15 protein-coding genes are annotated in these 16,676 nt (G+C 70.2%); all 15 read left to right on the top strand.

The window, feature by feature from the left end; translation table 11 throughout:
* Positions 1 to 194 precede the first annotated feature (194 nt).
* The 15 genes from IG90_RS0123775 to lexA all read left to right on the top strand — a co-directional run bounded on the left by IG90_RS0123775 (position 195) and on the right by lexA (position 16,673).
* Entirely contained in the window at positions 195 to 1,466 is a 1,272-nt protein-coding gene (locus IG90_RS0123775) for an ATP-binding protein (protein WP_033894588.1), read from the top strand.
* A gap of 9 nt (positions 1,467 to 1,475) precedes the next feature.
* Positions 1,476 to 3,383 (top strand): TniQ family protein, encoded by a 1,908-nt coding sequence (locus tag IG90_RS42330; protein WP_078585394.1) that lies wholly within the window; start codon positions 1,476 to 1,478, stop codon positions 3,381 to 3,383.
* 671 nt (positions 3,384 to 4,054) lie between these two features.
* The gene (locus IG90_RS0123760; RefSeq protein WP_051860240.1) at positions 4,055 to 4,456 is read left to right on the top strand and encodes a hypothetical protein; all 402 of its coding nucleotides are present in this window, start codon (positions 4,055 to 4,057) and stop codon (positions 4,454 to 4,456) included.
* Between the two features lie 28 nt (positions 4,457 to 4,484).
* Positions 4,485 to 5,171, top strand: coding sequence for an SAF domain-containing protein (locus tag IG90_RS0123755; protein WP_063739495.1), 687 nt, complete (start codon positions 4,485 to 4,487; stop codon positions 5,169 to 5,171).
* Position 5,172: 1 nt separating this feature from the next.
* Positions 5,173 to 6,039 (top strand): hypothetical protein, encoded by an 867-nt coding sequence (locus tag IG90_RS0123750; protein WP_007490743.1) that lies wholly within the window; start codon positions 5,173 to 5,175, stop codon positions 6,037 to 6,039.
* The gene (locus IG90_RS0123745) at positions 6,023 to 7,585 is read left to right on the top strand and encodes a TadA family conjugal transfer-associated ATPase (protein WP_030588022.1); all 1,563 of its coding nucleotides are present in this window, start codon (positions 6,023 to 6,025) and stop codon (positions 7,583 to 7,585) included. The genes IG90_RS0123750 and IG90_RS0123745 overlap by 17 nt, the downstream gene beginning before the upstream one ends.
* Position 7,586: 1 nt before the next feature.
* On the top strand, positions 7,587 to 8,492 hold the full coding sequence (locus IG90_RS0123740; RefSeq protein ID WP_050814974.1) for a type II secretion system F family protein: 906 nt from the start codon (positions 7,587 to 7,589) through the stop codon (positions 8,490 to 8,492).
* Positions 8,489 to 9,388 carry a type II secretion system F family protein gene (locus IG90_RS0123735; RefSeq protein ID WP_007490736.1) on the top strand — a complete coding sequence of 300 codons (900 nt, stop codon included), beginning with the start codon at positions 8,489 to 8,491 and terminating at the stop codon, positions 9,386 to 9,388. Before IG90_RS0123740 ends, IG90_RS0123735 begins: the two co-directional genes overlap by 4 nt.
* 22 nt (positions 9,389 to 9,410) lie before the next feature.
* Positions 9,411 to 9,641 (top strand): hypothetical protein, encoded by a 231-nt coding sequence (locus tag IG90_RS0123730; protein WP_007490734.1) that lies wholly within the window; start codon positions 9,411 to 9,413, stop codon positions 9,639 to 9,641.
* A gap of 3 nt (positions 9,642 to 9,644) precedes the next feature.
* On the top strand, positions 9,645 to 10,052 hold the full coding sequence (locus IG90_RS0123725; protein ID WP_233436075.1) for a TadE family protein: 408 nt from the start codon (positions 9,645 to 9,647) through the stop codon (positions 10,050 to 10,052).
* On the top strand, positions 10,052 to 10,483 hold the full coding sequence (locus tag IG90_RS0123720) for a TadE/TadG family type IV pilus assembly protein (RefSeq protein WP_007490732.1): 432 nt from the start codon (positions 10,052 to 10,054) through the stop codon (positions 10,481 to 10,483). Before IG90_RS0123725 ends, IG90_RS0123720 begins: the two co-directional genes overlap by 1 nt.
* An 8-nt stretch (positions 10,484 to 10,491) precedes the next feature.
* The gene (locus tag IG90_RS0123715; RefSeq protein ID WP_007490731.1) at positions 10,492 to 10,935 is read left to right on the top strand and encodes a pilus assembly protein TadG-related protein; all 444 of its coding nucleotides are present in this window, start codon (positions 10,492 to 10,494) and stop codon (positions 10,933 to 10,935) included.
* An 8-nt stretch (positions 10,936 to 10,943) separates the two neighbouring features.
* Entirely contained in the window at positions 10,944 to 14,681 is a 3,738-nt protein-coding gene (locus IG90_RS0123710; protein ID WP_051860239.1) for a LysM peptidoglycan-binding domain-containing protein, read from the top strand.
* 233 nt (positions 14,682 to 14,914) lie between these two features.
* A complete protein-coding gene (locus IG90_RS0123705; RefSeq protein WP_051860244.1) occupies positions 14,915 to 15,889 on the top strand; it encodes a DNA polymerase Y family protein in 975 nt (324 codons plus the stop codon).
* 97 nt (positions 15,890 to 15,986) lie between these two features.
* A complete protein-coding gene (gene lexA / locus IG90_RS0123700) occupies positions 15,987 to 16,673 on the top strand; it encodes a transcriptional repressor LexA (RefSeq protein WP_030588009.1) in 687 nt (228 codons plus the stop codon).
* The last annotated feature ends 3 nt before the right edge of the window (positions 16,674 to 16,676 follow it).

Below are 16,676 nucleotides of genomic sequence, written 5' to 3'. Positions count from 1 at the left end.
AGAACCGCCTCCAGGCCATCGAACGGGACACCGACGTAGCCTGAGCAGTGGTGCACACAACTTCGTACTCGGTGGTGCACTCAGATGAGTACGCGGACAGGTGACACCTCCCGCCGTCGAGCACATGCCCTAATGCCTGCCGACGAAGCCGCCGACTCGGAGTCGGAAGCGGCACACGACGACACAACGGATCAATGGGGAGCTCAGTGAGCGTCGAGGCCAGCCTCTCGGACAGGGGGTTCATCCTGCCGGGCGAGGTCCCGGACCGGGAGAGCGCCGAGGGCTGGACGAGGTGGAGGAAAACACGGCATTCCTTCGTCCCCGCTCCTCGCCTGTCCCAGGCCCAATACGACAAGAAGAGCAAGCGGGACCGGGCTCTGCACGACCTGCACCGCCGGGCCACCCACGCCAACCTGCCGCTGCTGGACACCCCGATGAGTCTGGTCGTCTCCGAACTGATGCAGACCCGGCTGTTGAACAACGCGATGAAGCAGAAACCGACGACCCGGCCCGGAATCATGATCAACGGCGGTGGCAATCAGGGAAAGACGGAGACCGCCGTCGAGGCGGCAGCCACCTTCGAGGACCTGTGGCTGGGACTCGAGGAGTTCGTGGACGTCCCCGAACTGCCCGGCGCCCGCGACCTGCGGGCCACCGTCGCCTACGTCCAGACACCGGTCACCGCGACACCGAAATCCACCTGCCAGGCCATCCTCGACTTCTTCGGCACCAGCGGCCGCAACATGACCTTGACCCAGCTCGTCCGGCAGGTCCGAGCGTCCCTTCGCGATCACCGCACCCGCGTCCTGATCCTGGACGACATCACCCGGCTCCGCATGCACCGCAAGGACGACCAGGACACCCTCGACCTGATCAGGGCACTGATGAGCATGCGCGTCACCCTGATCCTGATCGGCGTCGGCATTCCTGATTCCGGACTCCTCAGCGGAGGTTGGCAGGACCCGAGGACCGGCCAGTGGGAGTTTCCCGAACCCGGCCACACTGACTGGAAAGACGCTGCCTCCACCCAGACTGCACGACGCTTCGACCTCGTGGACCTGCAGCCATTCAGCTACGACACACCCGACGACATCGCCCACTTCGTCGACCACCTCACCGGCCTGGAGGACGAGCTGCGGCTGTTCAACGCACACGAAGGCATGCTCACAGGCGGCAACATGCCCGAGTACATCTACCGCCGCACCGGCGGAGTCGTCGGACTGATCGAGCGACTGATCGAGGACGGCGCCTCGCTGGCCATGGACACCGGCGTTGAAGAGATCACCGAGGAACTGCTGGACAGCGTGATCATCCGCACCCAGCACCCCAAACGTGTCCGAGCAGCCGGCGAAGAGGGCGATGTCCCGCCGGCCCTGCCGGCGAAGAAGGCCGTCCAGGGCCGCAGGCCCCGCAACACCGTCTTCGACGATAAGGGCGTCCCCCAGATCACCGTCTCGCGGAAGTGAGCCGGCACCATGCCCCTGTTGCGTCCGCTGGCCCGAAGCCTGGCCCCACTGCCGGACGAATCTCTGCCCGGGTTCCTTCTCCGCCTGGCCTTCCGGCTGGACACCTCTCCCTCAGAGCTGTCCATCCGCACCGGCCTGACCGACCGACCGAGCCTGGCGGTCCTGCCGACACCGCTTCTCATCGGCCTCGCCCAGGAACGGCGGCACACCTTCGCCAGAATGGTCAAAGCCGCGGACACCGAAGTGGACGCCATGCTGCTGGACACCTACAGCAGTCGCTACCCGCACGCGCGGCCTTCTCCGAGCGGCCGCAACGGCCTGGCGAACCACCAGCACCGCTGGCTGTTCATGCACGCGACCCGATACTGCCCCCAGTGTTTAGCAGGCGAGAAGAACCCTCTCGAAAGAGAATTCGGCGGTCCCTGGAAGAAGTCATGGCGACTCCCGCCCGTCTTTTCCTGCCTTGAACACCGCAGTTTTCTGGAACATGCTTGCCCTGCCTGCGAATCTCCTGTCCTCCACACGGCCACCCGCAGCGGCGTCCGTCACATGCCCCGATGGCGCGAAGACGGGCTTCATCCCGCACAATGCAGGGAATTCATCGGCGGACTATGCGGTCACCGACTCGACCGAGACGCACCCCCCGCCCGGAAACTGCCAGCCGAATATCGAAAATTCCAGACGTTCCTCCTCGACCTGCTGAACCCGCACGGAACTGCATCCGTTCAGGTCCTCGGGCACTCGACCACACCGGCTCACTACTTCACCGACCTGAGAACGGCCTGCCTCATCCTGCGGACGTCCTGGCCCAGCTCCCGTCATCTCCTCGACAACCAAGAGCTCGAAACTCTCCTGGCCGCAGGCCCCTCGACCGAGGAGCAAACCCTCTCTCGCTCGAAGTTCGCCCGCACCGCCAGCGACATGCCCCATCTGGCACCGCAACCGAACGCGGCCCTCCTCCTGGCGGCGGACCGACTACTACGGCTGAACGACGCGGACTCGTTCGCCGGGCATCTGCGGACTCTGCTCAACGGTCATGAACTCAGGCCCTCCAAAGTCGGCTGGGCCCGAGCGTTCCTCGAGACTCGTCCTCAGTGCTCCGAGGGCTTCCTTCAGGCAGTCTCATCAGTAGTGCAGACCTATGCCGGGCCGACTTTGGCAAGAAATTTGAAGCAGCCGATCCGGACCAGCCGTTTCCGTCCCGAGCACATCCCGCAGTTCCTCCAAGAGGACTGGTATCAGAAGTACTTCGCGCACATGGACGGCATTTCAACCGTCCACCTCCGTCGCACCGTCGCACTTCGGCTCTGCCAGACAGCATCCGGCGGATCGATCCAGAAGGCCGCCGACCGGCTCAGCTTGTTCCTGAGCAACCCGGCCGTCACAGCCCGCCTCGCCGAAAGCCCAAAACGAGTGCACCGATGGGCCCGACAACGACCCGATCCCCTCGAATTTGAGACCGCGATCCGCGACCTCGCAGCGGAACTCGACTCACGAGACGACCTGATCGATTACGAACAGCGCAGAAAGAAGCTGCAGGCATGGTGCATCGGCCCTGAGCCATGGAAAGTCATCGCTAGCCACATCGCCCTCCCGGCCGGCGGTTACGCCCCCGGAGGCGGATTCGCCATTGACCTCAGCGACCGAAAGAGGAACATCGCATCCGTCATCCTCTGGTCGCTCGTGACCCAAGGCGAGCACGTGCTCGCCCCGACACCCATCTGCAACCAGCAAGACCCAGAAACGCAGAGGAAATGGCGGATGAGCGTCGACGCGGTCTGGTCACGCATCCTGCACCGCACTACAAGACCCACCGACGACCAGTTGATCACAGCGCTCGAAGAGTACGCTGCCTACCTGACTCCGATCATCGACCACGGTCAAACCCCGTCCGTCGAAGCGAGCCCTTGGACTTGACACGAGGGTGTTGGCCTGGAAGAGCCGCGCACAGTCACACCCGAGCGGGTGTGACACAGCGTCACGACTGGCAGGGTGCGCGCACCACCAGCGGCGCCGGACGGCTGGTCGCGCTCTCCTTGAAGACCCTTGTTCGCCTCGCTACACTTCGCCATAGGACAACCAGCAGAAGAGGAGTGGCTCCCCGGCGAAACGAGACTCGCCGAAAGCACTCTTGAGCGAGCGCCTTAGGAACCGGTTGGTGGCCTGGACCTGAGGCTGGCAGTGCCACGTTTTCGTGAAGCACGTAAGGGCCATAACGCTACGACCTCAAGACTTGCTTCGGCGCACAGGTGCAAGGGTTCGGTCGCGTCAACGCGCATCCAAACCCCAGGCAACGCTGTGGTGGTCTCAGGGGAGCAAGCCATTCCGGGCCTACCACAGCTCGTTCCAGAAGGAATCCACTGTGCTGGGCTTTTTCTCTACCATTCTTGAGGTCTTCAACCCTCGGTATCTACTTACCGTCCTTAGGTTCCTGCCCGTCTTGATCATCGTTGTCCTTATGGCGCCAGCCTTCCTGACGTGGCCGTTCCTCCCTCAGCAGCGGCACGATTCGCTACTTGAGTTCATGCAGAAGCTGATCGACTGGACAAAGGTGACGCGCAACTAATAGCGAGACTCGGGGGCCGGTGATGCTGGACTGCCGGCCTCCGAGTCGAGAGATCTGGAACAACAAGACCCTGCGCACCTGGGGGCCCATCACCGACAGCGCCTCCGCGCCCGGCATCACCGTCACCGCGACCGCGACCGTGAAGAAGATCGAATACGTGATGGGGGACGGCGGCACCGAGGTATGCACCACCGCAGGCACACCGTACGAGAAGCGGTTCGGCGGACGGCCCAGCCCCGACTGCGGCTACCTCTACACCAAGACATCCGCTTCTCAGCCGGACAACGCCTTCACCGTCAAGGCGACCACGACCTGGGTCGTCCACTGGGTGGGCGGTGGCCAGGAAGGCGACATCACCACGACGCGGGAGGCCGAGCCCGCCCAGATCACCATCGGCGAGGCCCAGGCCGTCGCCAAGCCCTGATGCTCCCGCACCGCGAAGGAAGCCGTTCATGAGCACCACCGCCAAGCCGTCAGCACCCGACACTGCGCCCCCAGCGCCGGCGCCGCAGTCGCTGGTGCGCCAGCCCGTCGTGCGCCGGCGCCGTTCCAGCTGGATCGCGCTCGGCGTGGCCGTGATCTGCATTTCCGGTGCCGCCGGCGGCTGGCTGTACACGGAGACCAGCCACCGCGAGCCGGTCGTCGCCGTCGCCCGGGACGTGCCCATGGGCGCCGAGCTGAAGGCCGAAGACCTCGTCGAAGCACAGATCGCCACCGATCCGGCGCTCACCCCTGTTCCGGCCCGCGACCTGAACAAGCTGATCGGCAAGCGCACCACGGTGGGCCTGGCCCGCGGCAGCCTGCTGACCCGCTCGTCGGTGACGGACGAACCCCTCGTCAAGGCCGGGGAGCAGCTGGTCGGTGTCTCGCTCACCCCCTCGCGGCTTCTGGCGACCCGGCTGAGCCCGGGCCAGAAGGTCAAAGTGATCCATACGCCGAAGGACTCGGCGACCGGAGCGGCCGATGACGACAAGGAGACCGGGCAGTCGATGCAGGCCACGGTGATCGAGGTGGGCCGCCCGGACAACTCCGGCGCCCGTGTGGTCGACCTCGCCGTCACCCAGCTCGACGGCACCCGGCTGGCCATCTGGGCCGCGGCCGGAGAGGTCACCTTGTCGATCGTCCCGGCGGAGGGCTGAGATGGCCGTCATCGCGTTCTGCGGCGCCAGCGGCGGTCCCGGCACCACCACAACCGCCCTCACCGCTCTGCTGACTTGGCCGCTGCCGGGCGGACGGCGGGTCGTGCTGGCCGAATGCGACCCGGACGGCGGGTCGGTGGCGGCCGGCTACCTCGAGTCCCGCGTCTTCGGCGACCACGGCCTGCACCACCTGCAGATCGCTGACCGCCGCGGCCACCTGGAGGAGGTGTTCTGGCAGCAGCTGCTGAACCTGTCTGAGCCGGAGGCGGAGGCCAACCGGCTGCTGCTGCCCGGACTGGCCAGCCCGGCCCAGGCCGCGGGCCTGCACCAGACCTGGCCCCGCCTTGCCCAGCTGTTCCGCGACCTGGAGCAGCGCGAGAGCGGCTACGACATCCTCGTCGACCTCGGCCGCTCCGGCGCCGCAGGCGCCGCCAGCGCCCTGGCCCGCAGCGCCGACCTCACCGCCATCGTGGTCCGCACCACGCTGCGCGCCGTCCACGCGGCCAAGCCCAGGGTCGAGGCCCTGCGCGCGGCGCTGCAGTTGCACGGACGCGACAGCAGCCGCATCGGCCTCGTCGTGATCGGCGAAGGCCCCTACCGGGCACGCGATGTCGCCGAGCAGCTCCAGTTGCCGATCTTCGCGGAGCTGCCGTTCGACGAGAAGGCCGCCCGTGTCCTGACCCACGGCGGCGACGGCGGCCGCGGTTTCGCCGGCGCGCCGCTGATGCGCAAGGGCGCGGAGATGGCCCGCACTCTCCAGGCTCTGGCCGTGCAGGAACACCTGCGGCTGCACGCCCCGGCCGAACTGCGCCCGTCCACCGTCCTGCGCCGCCTGACGAAGGGAGCCGCTCATGACACAGCGCGGTAGGCCGCTGTTCCCGGGGGCCACCTCCCCCGGGCCGGGCCAGTTTGCGTCCGTCTCGCCTTCCGGCACACCGGCCGATGTTCCCGTCGCAGCGGACGGCGGAACGGCCGCGCCGGCCGAGCGCACCCCGGCGGCGCTGCCCGGCGCGCCCACGGCCGCCGGCCGCGCGGCGCTGTGGGACTGGGCCACGGTGCGGTCCCTGCGGGACGAGCTCAGCGCGCGAATCGCGCCGGAGTACCAGACGTACAAGGAGTCGGCCGGCACGGAGATGTCGGCCGAGGAGGCCGAGCAGCGCGGCTGGGAGATCATCCAGGACCTCGTGGCGCGCTGGGCCGCCGACTTCTCCGCGGCCCGGCAGATCTCGCCGACGTCCGCGGACGAGACGAGCCTGGCCCAGGCCGTTTTCGACCTGCAGTTCGCCCACGGCCGGCTCCAGCCCTACCTGGACGACGACGCGGTGGAGAACATCCTGATCAACGGCTGCGACGACGTGTGGGTGGACTACGCGAACCAGCCCAACCGCAAGGTCGCTCCGATCGCCGAGTCCGACGAGGAGCTCGTCGAGCTGCTGCAGATGCTCGCCCGGCGCCACGGAGCCGGTGAGCGCAGCCTGTCCAAGGCCTCACCCACGCTGGCCCTGCGCCTGTCGGACACCTCGCGTCTGCAGGCGCTGACCGAGGTCACGCCGCGGCCCTACGTCGTCATCCGCAAGCAGCGGGTGCGCGACGCCAGCCTGGAGAAGCTGGTGGAACTCGGCACCATCGACGCGAGCCTGATGCACTTCCTCAAGGCCGCGATGGCCGCCCGCAAGAACATCATGATCAGCGGGACGCAGGGCGTCGGCAAAACGACCATGCTCATCGCGCTCGCCCGCGAGATCGACCCCCAGGAGCGGGTCGGCACCCTGGAGACCGAGTACGAGCTGTTCCTGCACGAGATCGGCCACCTTCAGCAGGTCGTGCCGATGGAGGCCCGCGAGGGCAACGGGGAACGGGTCGACGGGCGGGACGCCGGTGAGATCGAGCTGGCCGACCTGATCGCGCCGTCGCTGCGCATGATGCTGCGCCGCATGATCGTCGGGGAGGTCCGCTCGAGGGAGATCGTGCCCATGCTGCAGGCCATGAGCGCCGGCGAGGGCGGCTCGATGTGCACCATCCACGTCAAGCGGGCCGACGCGGTCTTCGCCCGGATCGCCCAGCTGTGCATCCAACACGGCGGCGGCATGACGCAGGAACTCGCCTACCTCACCGCCGCCATGGCACTGGACTTCGTCGTGCACATCCACATGGACGACCGCACCGAGCACGGCGGCACGAAGGAACGTTTCGTCCACCAGGTGCTGGAAGTCACCGGCGAGTTCAGCGAACTGACCGGGGCGCCGTCCTTCAACCGGATCTACAGCCCCGGCCCCGACGGGCGCGCGGTGCCCACCGGCATCCAGCCCGCCTGCCTCGACGACCTGCTCCAGGCGGGATTCCACCCGGAGTGGCTGTCCACGTACCAGAACATCGGGGCCTGGACGGCCCGCCCGAACGGCAAGGTGGCCTGAGATGGGGATGCTGATTGCCGGATTCGCCGCCGCCGGTGCGGTGGCCGGCCTGCTGCTGATCGTCGCCGGGGTGCGCGGCACCCGCGCCCCGGCTGCCGCCCGCCCGGTGAAGGTCCGCACCGCCCGTCCGCCCCGTGCCCGCCGCGTCCTGCGCCTGCAGCTCGCCGGCGCCGCCGGTGGAGCCATGCTCACCTGGACGGTCACCGGCTGGCTGCCCTCGGCGCTGCTCACGGCTCTGGCGGTGTTCTTCCTGCCGTGGCTGCTGAACCCCAACCGGACCGCGACCGAGCAGATCGAGCGCCTCGAAGCGCTCGCCCAGTGGACCCAGCGCCTGTCCGACCTGGTCATGACCGGGACCGGCATCGAGGACGCGATCGCCACCTCGGTACGCACCGCGCCCAAGGCGATCGAGCGGGAGGTCGCCGACCTTGCCGTGCGGCTGCACTCGCGCATGGAGCCGCGCGAGGCCCTGACCGCGTTCGCCCGGGCCCTGGGCGACCCGCGGGCCGACCTGGTCGCCGCGGCCCTGCTGCTGCGCATCCGCGACCGCGGCCCGGGCCTGGCCGATGTCCTGTCCGACATGGCGGCCCGGACCAAGGACATCGTCCGCCGCCGCCGTGACACCGAGGCCCACCGGGCCAAGCACCGCACCACGGTCCGCTGGATCTGCGCCATCACCGTCGTGGTCGTCATCGCCTCCTCCTTCAACAAGGAGCAGGTCGCCCCCTACGGAACCCCCCTGGGGATGATCGTCATGCTGCTGCTGGTCGCCGCCGTCATCGCCCTGTTCTGGTGGATGAACCGGCTCGGAGCCACGGTCACCCTGCCGGGCTTCATGGGCAGCGCCGTCCCCGCCACACCCACGGCCGCGGCCGCGCCGGCCGTGCAGCCGGAGGGAGCCAAGTGACCCCGCTCGCCCTGTCATTGCTCATCGGTGCCGGTATGGGCGCCGGCCTGTTCCTGCTCGTGCGCGAGCTCTTCCCGTCCGGGCCCGCTCTCGGCCCCGCCCTGGAACGCCTGCACGGCACCCCGGCCCCCCGCTCCCGCAAGAGCGACCAGGACGAGGCGCCCTTCCTCACCCGCACGGGCGAGGCGGTGGCCGAGCGCGTACGCCACTGGCCCGGCATCACCATCCCGGTCAAGAACCTGAACCTGGTGGGCGAATCAGTCGGTGAACTGTTCGGCGCGAAGCTGCTCCACTTCACCGTGGGCCTGCTGCTGCCGTCCCTGTTCACCCTGATCGTCGCGATGGCCGGCATCCAGTTCCCCATCGCCCTGTCCGGCCTGGTCGGGCTGCTGACCGGCGCGGCGATGTGGTTCCTGCCCGACCGGCAGCTCGCCCGGCGCGCCGCGCGCGCCCGCGCCGAGGCCACCCAGGCGATCATGGCGTACGCCGAACTCGCCGCGATGGAACGGATCTCCAGCGCCGGCGCGCAGGACACCCTGGAGCGGCCCGCGGAGGTCGGCAGCGGCTGGGTCTTCCAGCGCATCCAGGCCGCCTTGCTGCGCGCGCGCCTCGACCGTGCGCCCGCCTGGGAGGCGATGCGTCAGATCGCCGACGAGCTCGACCTGCCGGCTGCCGACGACATCGCCGACATCGTCTCCAGCGCCGGCACCGACGGCGCCGCCATCTACGCCACCCTGCGCAGCCGCGCCGAGAGCCTGGCTGCCGAGCAGGCCGCCGACGACCAGGCGCGCGCCAACGCCGCATCCGAAAGTCTCGTAGTGCCCGTCAGCTTGCTGTCCATGGTGCTGCTGGTGTTCTTCGGATTCCCGGCCTTCGCCCGCATCTTCGCCATCTGATCCACGCAAGGAAGGCAGCATCATGACCGGAAACCTGAACCTGCGGATAGCAGTCCACGCCCACGCCGCCGTGCTCCACCTCGCCGAGCGACTCGGCCGGCACCTGGACGAGCTGCGCGAGGAAGACGACCGCGGCAACAACGACGTCTCGATGATCATGTGGATCGTCGCCGTGGTCGTCTTCGCCGGCGCCGCCATCGCCGCGTTCAAGATCCTCGGACAGGGCAAGCTCGACGGCATGACGGGTCTGTGACCTGTGATCCGGTGCCCCAGCTGGCTCCGCCGCCAGGCGAGACGGCTGCGTCAGGACGACGGTGACGCATCGCTGGAGATGCTCATCTGCTTTCCCGCGGTCCTGATGCTGCTGTTCCTGGTGGTGGACGCCTGCAACATCTACTACGCCAAGACCGCAGCGACCACCGCCGCCCGCGAGGCGGTGTCTGGCGCCCGCGGCTACGGCAGCACCACCGGCGAGGGCGTCAGGCGGGCCGACGCGGTCTTCGACCGCGTCGGAGACACCCTCCTCGCCCCCAGCGTGAGCGCGCGCAGCAGCGCCGACCGCATCGAATTCACCGTGACCGGCAAGGCCCAGTCCGTGCTCGGTCTGAACATCACCGTGACCGAGCACGCGGCGGGCCCGGTGGAGAGGTGGTCCAACCCGTGATGGCGCCGTGGCGCCGGGACCTGGCCGACGACTCGGGCCGTATCGCGCTCGAGTTCGTTCTCTGGGTCCCGGCCGTGCTTGTGTTCTTCGCCCTGGCCATGACCGCCGGGCGCATCATCACCGCGGACAACGCGGTCGACGCCGCGGCCGCCGACGCCGCCCGCGAGGCCTCCCTCGCCCGCACCGCCGGCCAGGCCCACCCACGCGCCGTGGCAGCGGCCCAGGCGGCGTTCGCCGAACGCAAGCTCCACTGTTCGAGCACGTCCGTGACCGTGGACACCTCCGGCTTCTCCGCCCCGCTCGGCGCGTACGGAGCGGTCACCGCACGCGTGCGGTGCACCGTCCAACTCGCCGACCTCGGCAGCGGGTTCGGCTCCAAGACCGTCGAGTCGTCCTTCACCTCCGTGATCGACAGGTACCGCCAGCGATGAGACTCCCGATGCGCCTTCACCCGCTCCGCGCCCGGCTGCGCGCCGATGACGGCTCCCTGTCGCTGTGGTGGATCCTCATGGTGATCCCTCTGCTGATCATGCTCGGGATCACCTACGACCTGGGCGGCAAACTCCGCGACATCGAGCACGCCGACGCGCTCGCCGCCGAAGCCGCCCGGGCCGGCGCGCAGGCCATCGACGAGAGCCAGGCCGTTCCCGGCGACGCCGTCGTCCTCGACCCGGGCAAGGCCGCAGCCGAGGCCCGCCGCTACCTGTCCGCCGCCGGCGTGGACGGCACCGTCACCGTCGCGGGCAACGGCACCACCATCACCGTCGACGTCACCACCCAACGCCCCACCGTCTTCCTGCAGATCCTCGGCCAGCCCTCGCTGGACGTCGAAGGCCACGCCTCGGCCGAGCTGCTCCACGGCGTCGGCGCTCCTGAGGAGTGAGACCTGCCATGACTCCCCGCCGCTCCGGCAGCCTCGCCGCGGACCTCGCGCGCGGCCTGGCCAGCCTCCTGGCCCTGCTCGCCCTGCTGGCCGGGCTGCCCGCCCTGCTGTGGTTCCTCACCGGCGTGCTGCTCCCGCACGGGGTCTCCCTGGACGAGATCACCGCCCTGATGACGTCCCGCAACCTCGGTGCGCCGTTCTTCGCCGTGGTGATGGCCGGCGGGTGGGCCGGCTGGGCCGCCTTCGCCGTGTGCACCCTGCTGGAGATCCCCGCGCAGCTGCGCGGCCGGCCGAGCCTGTCCATGCCGACACTGGGCGTTCAGCGGCTGGCCGCCACCCTGGTCGGCGGCGTCCTGCTCCTGCTGCCGGCCCAGGCCGCCATGGCCGCCCCGTCCCACGCCCCCGCACACGCTCCCTCGGTGACCGCCGCGGCGCCGCAGAGCGCGCCGGCCAGCGCCCCGCAGTCCGCCGCCTCCGCGTCCGCGTCGAGCTACACCGTCCAGCCCCGCGACAGCCTCACGAAGATCGCGCTGCAGGAACTCGGTGACGCCAACCGCTGGACGGAGATCGCACAGGCCAACGACGGGCGCACCATGGTTGACGGCACGACCTTCTCCGCCCGCGGTGTCCTGCAGCCGGGCTGGAAGCTGCTCATGCCCAAGGACTGGAAGCACACGCAGCCCCAGGACGCGCAGCACACCGAGGACGCCGGGCACCGCGAGCACACCGTACGTTCCGGCGAGACCCTCTCCCAGATCGCCGAGGACGAACTCGGCGACGCCGCGGACTACATGGACATCGCCCGCCTCAACCAGGGCAAGAAGCAGGCCGACGGCCGCACCTTCACCGACCCGGACGACATCCACCCCGGATGGCAGCTGGCCCTGCCCCACACCGGCTCCCCCGCCCCGGACAAGCCCGCCGAGGAACACGAAGACGGCGACCACGACTCCCCCGCCGAGCAGGACGACAGCACGAAGGACCCGTCCGACACGGCCCCGCCCGAGCAGCCCGCCGCCCCCGACCGCGACGCGGCCGGCTCCGACACCAACCGGGACACCATGCCCTCCACCCCCGCCCCCGAGCAGACCGCGCCCGAACAGGCCTCGCCGGCTCCCGCCGACGACCACACCCCGGACGCCGAGCCCGCAGGCGAGGACGCCGGGCCGAGCGTCGCAGTCACGGCAGCCGCCGTCACCAGCCTGTTCGCCGCCACCGTCCTGGCCGTGCTCGGCGCACGCCGCGCCCACCAGCAGCGCCGCCGGCGCCACAAGCGGCGTATCCCCATGCCCGAGGCGAACACCCCCAGCGCCGAACTCGAGCACGAGATGCGCGCCAATTCCTCTGCCGACGGCCTCGACCTCCTCCACCAGGCCCTGCGTACCCTGGCCGCCAACTGCGCCCGCAGCGGGCGGCCCCTGCCAGAGATCGAGGCCGCCCGCCTCGATACGCGCGGCCTCGAACTGCACCTGTCCGCGCCCGCCCCGGCGATCGCTCCCTTCACCGAGAGCGAGTCCGATCCCGCCGTGTGGTGGTGCCCTGCCCGCGGCACCTCCCTGCTCGGCCCCGACGAGGGCCGCGACATCACCGCCCCCTACCCGGCCCTGGTCAGCATCGGTGAAACCCCCGCCGGCGACCCCGTCCTGGTCAACCTCGAAACCATCGGCCTGCTCCAACTCCACGGCAGCACCGACGACGTGACCTCGGTCATGCTCGGGATGGCGGTCGAACTCGCCTCCTCCGCACTCACCGACGACACGGCCCTGCTGCTGTCCGGGCTCGGGGCCGAACTCGAGGCCGTCTTCCCCGCCCGCATCCAGCACCACGCGCAGCTCGCCGCCGCGCTGGACGAACTGCGCGCCCACGACGCCCTCCAGCGAGGTGCCCTGGACGCGGCCGGCGCGGACAGCCTGCTGGACGCCCGCCTGTCCGCCGACGGCGGCGACACCTGGATCCCCCGGGTCCTCATGTGCCCGAGCGCCCCTAGCGGGCAACACGCCGAGACCCTGTCCGACCTGCTCTCCTCACGCCCCCGCACCGCCCTGGCGGTGATCACCTCCGCCGAGGAAGCCCTCCAGCTGCCCGGCGCCTGGCTGGTTCCCGCCGCCCCCGGCGCCGAAGTCCAGCTGCCCGGCCTCGACCTGACCGTCACCCTGCAGCGCCTGGAGCCCCACGCCTACGGCCCCCTCCTGGATCTGCTGGGGATGGCCAACCGCACGGACGACGTCCCCGCCCCGGCATGGACCGAGGCCGCCGAGGACAGCACCGCCGCGACCGAGGCGGCCGGCGAGATGCAGGCCGCCGGACGGCCGTCCCGCGAGGTGCCGGTCCACGTCTCCTCCACCACCGCAGGCGACTTCGCCACGGCACTGCCCGACTTCGGCGCCCTCGCCACGGCCGCCGAAGCGGCGGCCGAACCCGGCGAGGCGGAGACGGCAGGCGATGGCGGCCTGTCGCCCGAGGCCTCCGGCGACAGTGCCCTCGCACCGGATGCGGCCACGTACCCGGAAGAGGAATCGGCGTACGACGACTTCGAGCCCGAGTGGGAACCCCCCGCCAACGAAGACCTTGGGGAAGACGAGGGCTCCGAGGACCTCTGGCGGACGGACGAGGACAGCGCCCTGAACCCCGCCGTCAGCAGCGCTGCCGCCCCTACGTCGGAGGACCTGGACGAGCAGGTGACACCCGCTGCTCCGGACAGCGAAGCCCCCCTCGACTTCGACGAGGTGATCGCGGAAGTCCTCGACGAGCAGACCACCGCCTCCAACACCGACATGCCGGACGAGCTCGACGAGACCAGCGACGGCGCGGCCAGCCCCGCCCACCTCGAAGGCCCGCCGGCCGACGAGGCACCGCAGCAGCATCCGTCCCCCGAAGCTGCAGCCGTGCAGGCGCCCAGGCCGCCCCTGGCCCGGGTCACCGCCGTCACCTCCCACATCCTCGCGGCGCTGAACACCCCGCCCGACCCGCCGGCAGCACCACAGATCCGGGTCCTGGGCACGGTCGACGTGGTCGGTGCGCTGGGTCGTGTCGAGTCCTACCGCCGCAACAGCCTCACCGAGATCGCGGCGTGGCTCGTGCTGCACCCCGGACGCAACCGCCACGAACTCGACGAGGCCATCTGGCCCGGCCAGCGGGTGAATGCCAAGACCCGCAACACCTCCATCAGCAAGCTGCGGACCTGGCTCGGGCGTGACCCGCGCCTGCCCGCCGACGCCCCCGACAGCACCTACCTGCTGCCGGTGACCGACGGGGTCTACAGCTTCAACGCCGACGTCACCGCCGACTGGCACCAGTTCCAGGATCTGTACGCCAAGGGCATGCACCACCACGGCGAGGACGCCGACACCGCACTCGCCCACGCCCTGGCCCTCGTACGGGGCCGGCCGTTCTCCGGCATAGACCAGAGCCGCTACGCCTGGGCCGAGCACAACATCCAGGAAATGATCTCCGCCAGCGTCGACGTCGCCCACGAGCTGGCGATGCGCCGCATGTCCGCCCGTGACTTCCGCGCCGCGGCCAGCGCAGTCTCCATCGGACTGACCTGCGACATCCAGGCCGAACTTCTCTACCGCGACCTGTTCCAGATCTACAGCGAGACCGGTGACCGGGCCGGCCTCGAGCGCACCGCCCATCAGCTCAACCGGATCTCGACCGAAACCGGGCTCGACAGCTCGCCCGAGACCGTGGCCCTGCTCAATGCGCTGCTGGCAGCGAACTCAGTGGTGGGGACCGCGATCGCGTAACCGCCCGCCGCGCCGCAGGGGGCATGGGCCCCCGGCCGGCGGGGCGGGTGGGTCGAGGCGGCGTCTGCTGCACCACGACCCGACGGGCGAAGCGGAGCAGAACGCAACGGGACGATTTGTCCGGTGGTGAGATCCCCACACAGCTATTCGGTCACGTGTTCGATACCCTTGGGGAGGGAGGAGGCGACGACGTGACGATCGACCAGGCACCTGCGGGGCGGGTCCCCACCGTGATGCACGTGCGCTGTCCGGACCGTCTCCCGGAGGAGCTGTACCGCCTCGTCCTCGAGCAGCTGGCCGAGCTGTCCCCCGTCGTGCAGGCACTGCCGCCCACCGCGGCCCTCGCCGAGCTGAAGGGCGCCCTGCGCTACCACGGCGTCGGCGCGGACGTGGACCGACTGGGCCAGATGCTGCGCGTGCGAACGCTGACCCGCTGTGGCGCCGACCTTCGCATCGGCATCGGTCCTACGATCAGCGTGGCCGCGACCGCATCTGCTCAGGTCCCCGAGCCTGGAGGGGTGCTGGTCGTGGCCCCCGACCGGGCCGCGGAGTGGCTCGCCGGGCTGCCGGTGGAAGCCCTGCACGGCATCGGCCCCCGGCAGGCGGGCGTGCTCCACGACTACGGCATCCACACCGCAGGCCTGCTCGCTGCCGTCCCCGCCCAGACCGTCCAGCGGCTGCTCGGCGGGCGCGCCGGCCGCCTGGCCCGCGACCGGGCGCGCGGCGCCGACCCCCGTCCGGTCGTCCCGCGCTCCCTGCCCGCCTCCGCGAGCGTCAGCTGCTCTTTTGCCCGGCACGCGCTGGACGGCCCCGACGTGCGCTCCGCCCTGCTCCGCCTGGTCGTGCAGCTCGGACGGATGCTGCGTCGCCGCGGGCAATCACCCCAAGCGCTGACGCTGACACTGTCCTTCGCCGGGACCGGCCGCTGGAGCAAGACCCACCGCCTGCCCGAGCCCTCCGCGCACGAGGACGATCTGCGCGCTGCCGCATACCGGCTCATGGACGCCGCAGGTCTGCAGCGAGGACGCCTGACCGCACTGTCCCTTCGGGCAGAGGAGCTGTGCGACGCCGGCACCGTGCCCCGGCAGATCACGCTGGACCACGCCCGCGAGGCGCGTCTGGTGGCCGAAGCCGCCGTCGACCGGGTCCGTGACAAGTTCGGCGCCGGCGTCATCGGCCCCGCCACCGCCTACCGAGCCGCCTCCTGACCAGCGCCGGAGAGCGTTCATCGAATTGGTGTTCCCTTTGCTGTGGTTTCGGGGTTACGGTCCACATCAAGCAAGATCCCGCCAGGGGGGAAGCACCATGCACGTCACCGAACCAGCAGGCCGGGCCGGACGCCCGCCCGGAATCGTCACCGGCCCCGACGGACTCACGACCCGGCAGGCGGACATCGTCACCTTCATCGAGCACACCGTCGCCCGCCAGGGGTATCCCCCGTCGATGCGCGAGATCGGCGCGGCGGTCCACCTCAAGAGCACCTCATCCGTCGCGCACCAGCTCATGGCTCTGGAGCGCAAGGGCATCCTCTACCGCGACCCCCACCGCCCCCGCGCCTACCGCGTCCGGCCCCACCGTGACACCGGCTTCGACCAGGCGCCCACCGGCACCACCCCCGAGACGGCCGACGTCCCCTTGGTCGGCCAGATCGCCGCAGGCGCACCGATCCTCGCGGAAGAGTCTGTCGAGGACGTACTGTCCCTGCCCCGCCGCCTCGTCGGCGAGGGCCAGCTGTTTGCACTGAAAGTGCGGGGCGACAGCATGATCGACGCCGCGATCTGCGACGGCGACATCGTCACAGTCCGCCGCCAGGACTCCGCCGACCACGGCGACATCGTCGCCGCGCTCCTGGACGGTGAGGCCACGGTCAAACGCCTACGCCGCGAGGGCGGCCACGCCTGGCTGGTGCCGCACAACCCGGCCTACGCACCGTTGCCGGCAGACGATGCCGCCATCCTCGGCAAAGTCGTCGCCGTGCTGCGCAGCCTCTGACCC

The organism is Streptomyces anulatus (assembly GCF_000721175.1).
In the GTDB taxonomy this organism is placed as follows: Bacteria; Actinomycetota; Actinomycetes; order Streptomycetales; family Streptomycetaceae; genus Streptomyces; species Streptomyces anulatus_C.
The sequence above is the reverse complement of the archived record's forward strand: the minus strand, read 5'-3'. Positions and strand labels throughout refer to the sequence as shown.

Coding starts and splice junctions, on each gene's coding strand:
- IG90_RS0123760 (WP_051860240.1), top strand. CDS start 4,055: ATGCTGGACTGCCGGCCTCCGAGTCGAGAGATCTGGAACAACAAGACC.
- IG90_RS0123720 (WP_007490732.1), top strand. CDS start 10,052: ATGGCGCCGTGGCGCCGGGACCTGGCCGACGACTCGGGCCGTATCGCG.
- IG90_RS0123740 (WP_050814974.1), top strand. CDS start 7,587: ATGGGGATGCTGATTGCCGGATTCGCCGCCGCCGGTGCGGTGGCCGGC.
- IG90_RS0123710 (WP_051860239.1), top strand. CDS start 10,944: ATGACTCCCCGCCGCTCCGGCAGCCTCGCCGCGGACCTCGCGCGCGGC.
- IG90_RS0123755 (WP_063739495.1), top strand. CDS start 4,485: ATGAGCACCACCGCCAAGCCGTCAGCACCCGACACTGCGCCCCCAGCG.
- IG90_RS0123730 (WP_007490734.1), top strand. CDS start 9,411: ATGACCGGAAACCTGAACCTGCGGATAGCAGTCCACGCCCACGCCGCC.
- IG90_RS42330 (WP_078585394.1), top strand. CDS start 1,476: ATGCCCCTGTTGCGTCCGCTGGCCCGAAGCCTGGCCCCACTGCCGGAC.
- IG90_RS0123715 (WP_007490731.1), top strand. CDS start 10,492: ATGCGCCTTCACCCGCTCCGCGCCCGGCTGCGCGCCGATGACGGCTCC.
- IG90_RS0123705 (WP_051860244.1), top strand. CDS start 14,915: ATGCACGTGCGCTGTCCGGACCGTCTCCCGGAGGAGCTGTACCGCCTC.
- lexA (WP_030588009.1), top strand. CDS start 15,987: ATGCACGTCACCGAACCAGCAGGCCGGGCCGGACGCCCGCCCGGAATC.
- IG90_RS0123745 (WP_030588022.1), top strand. CDS start 6,023: ATGACACAGCGCGGTAGGCCGCTGTTCCCGGGGGCCACCTCCCCCGGG.
- IG90_RS0123750 (WP_007490743.1), top strand. CDS start 5,173: ATGGCCGTCATCGCGTTCTGCGGCGCCAGCGGCGGTCCCGGCACCACC.
- IG90_RS0123775 (WP_033894588.1), top strand. CDS start 195: ATGGGGAGCTCAGTGAGCGTCGAGGCCAGCCTCTCGGACAGGGGGTTC.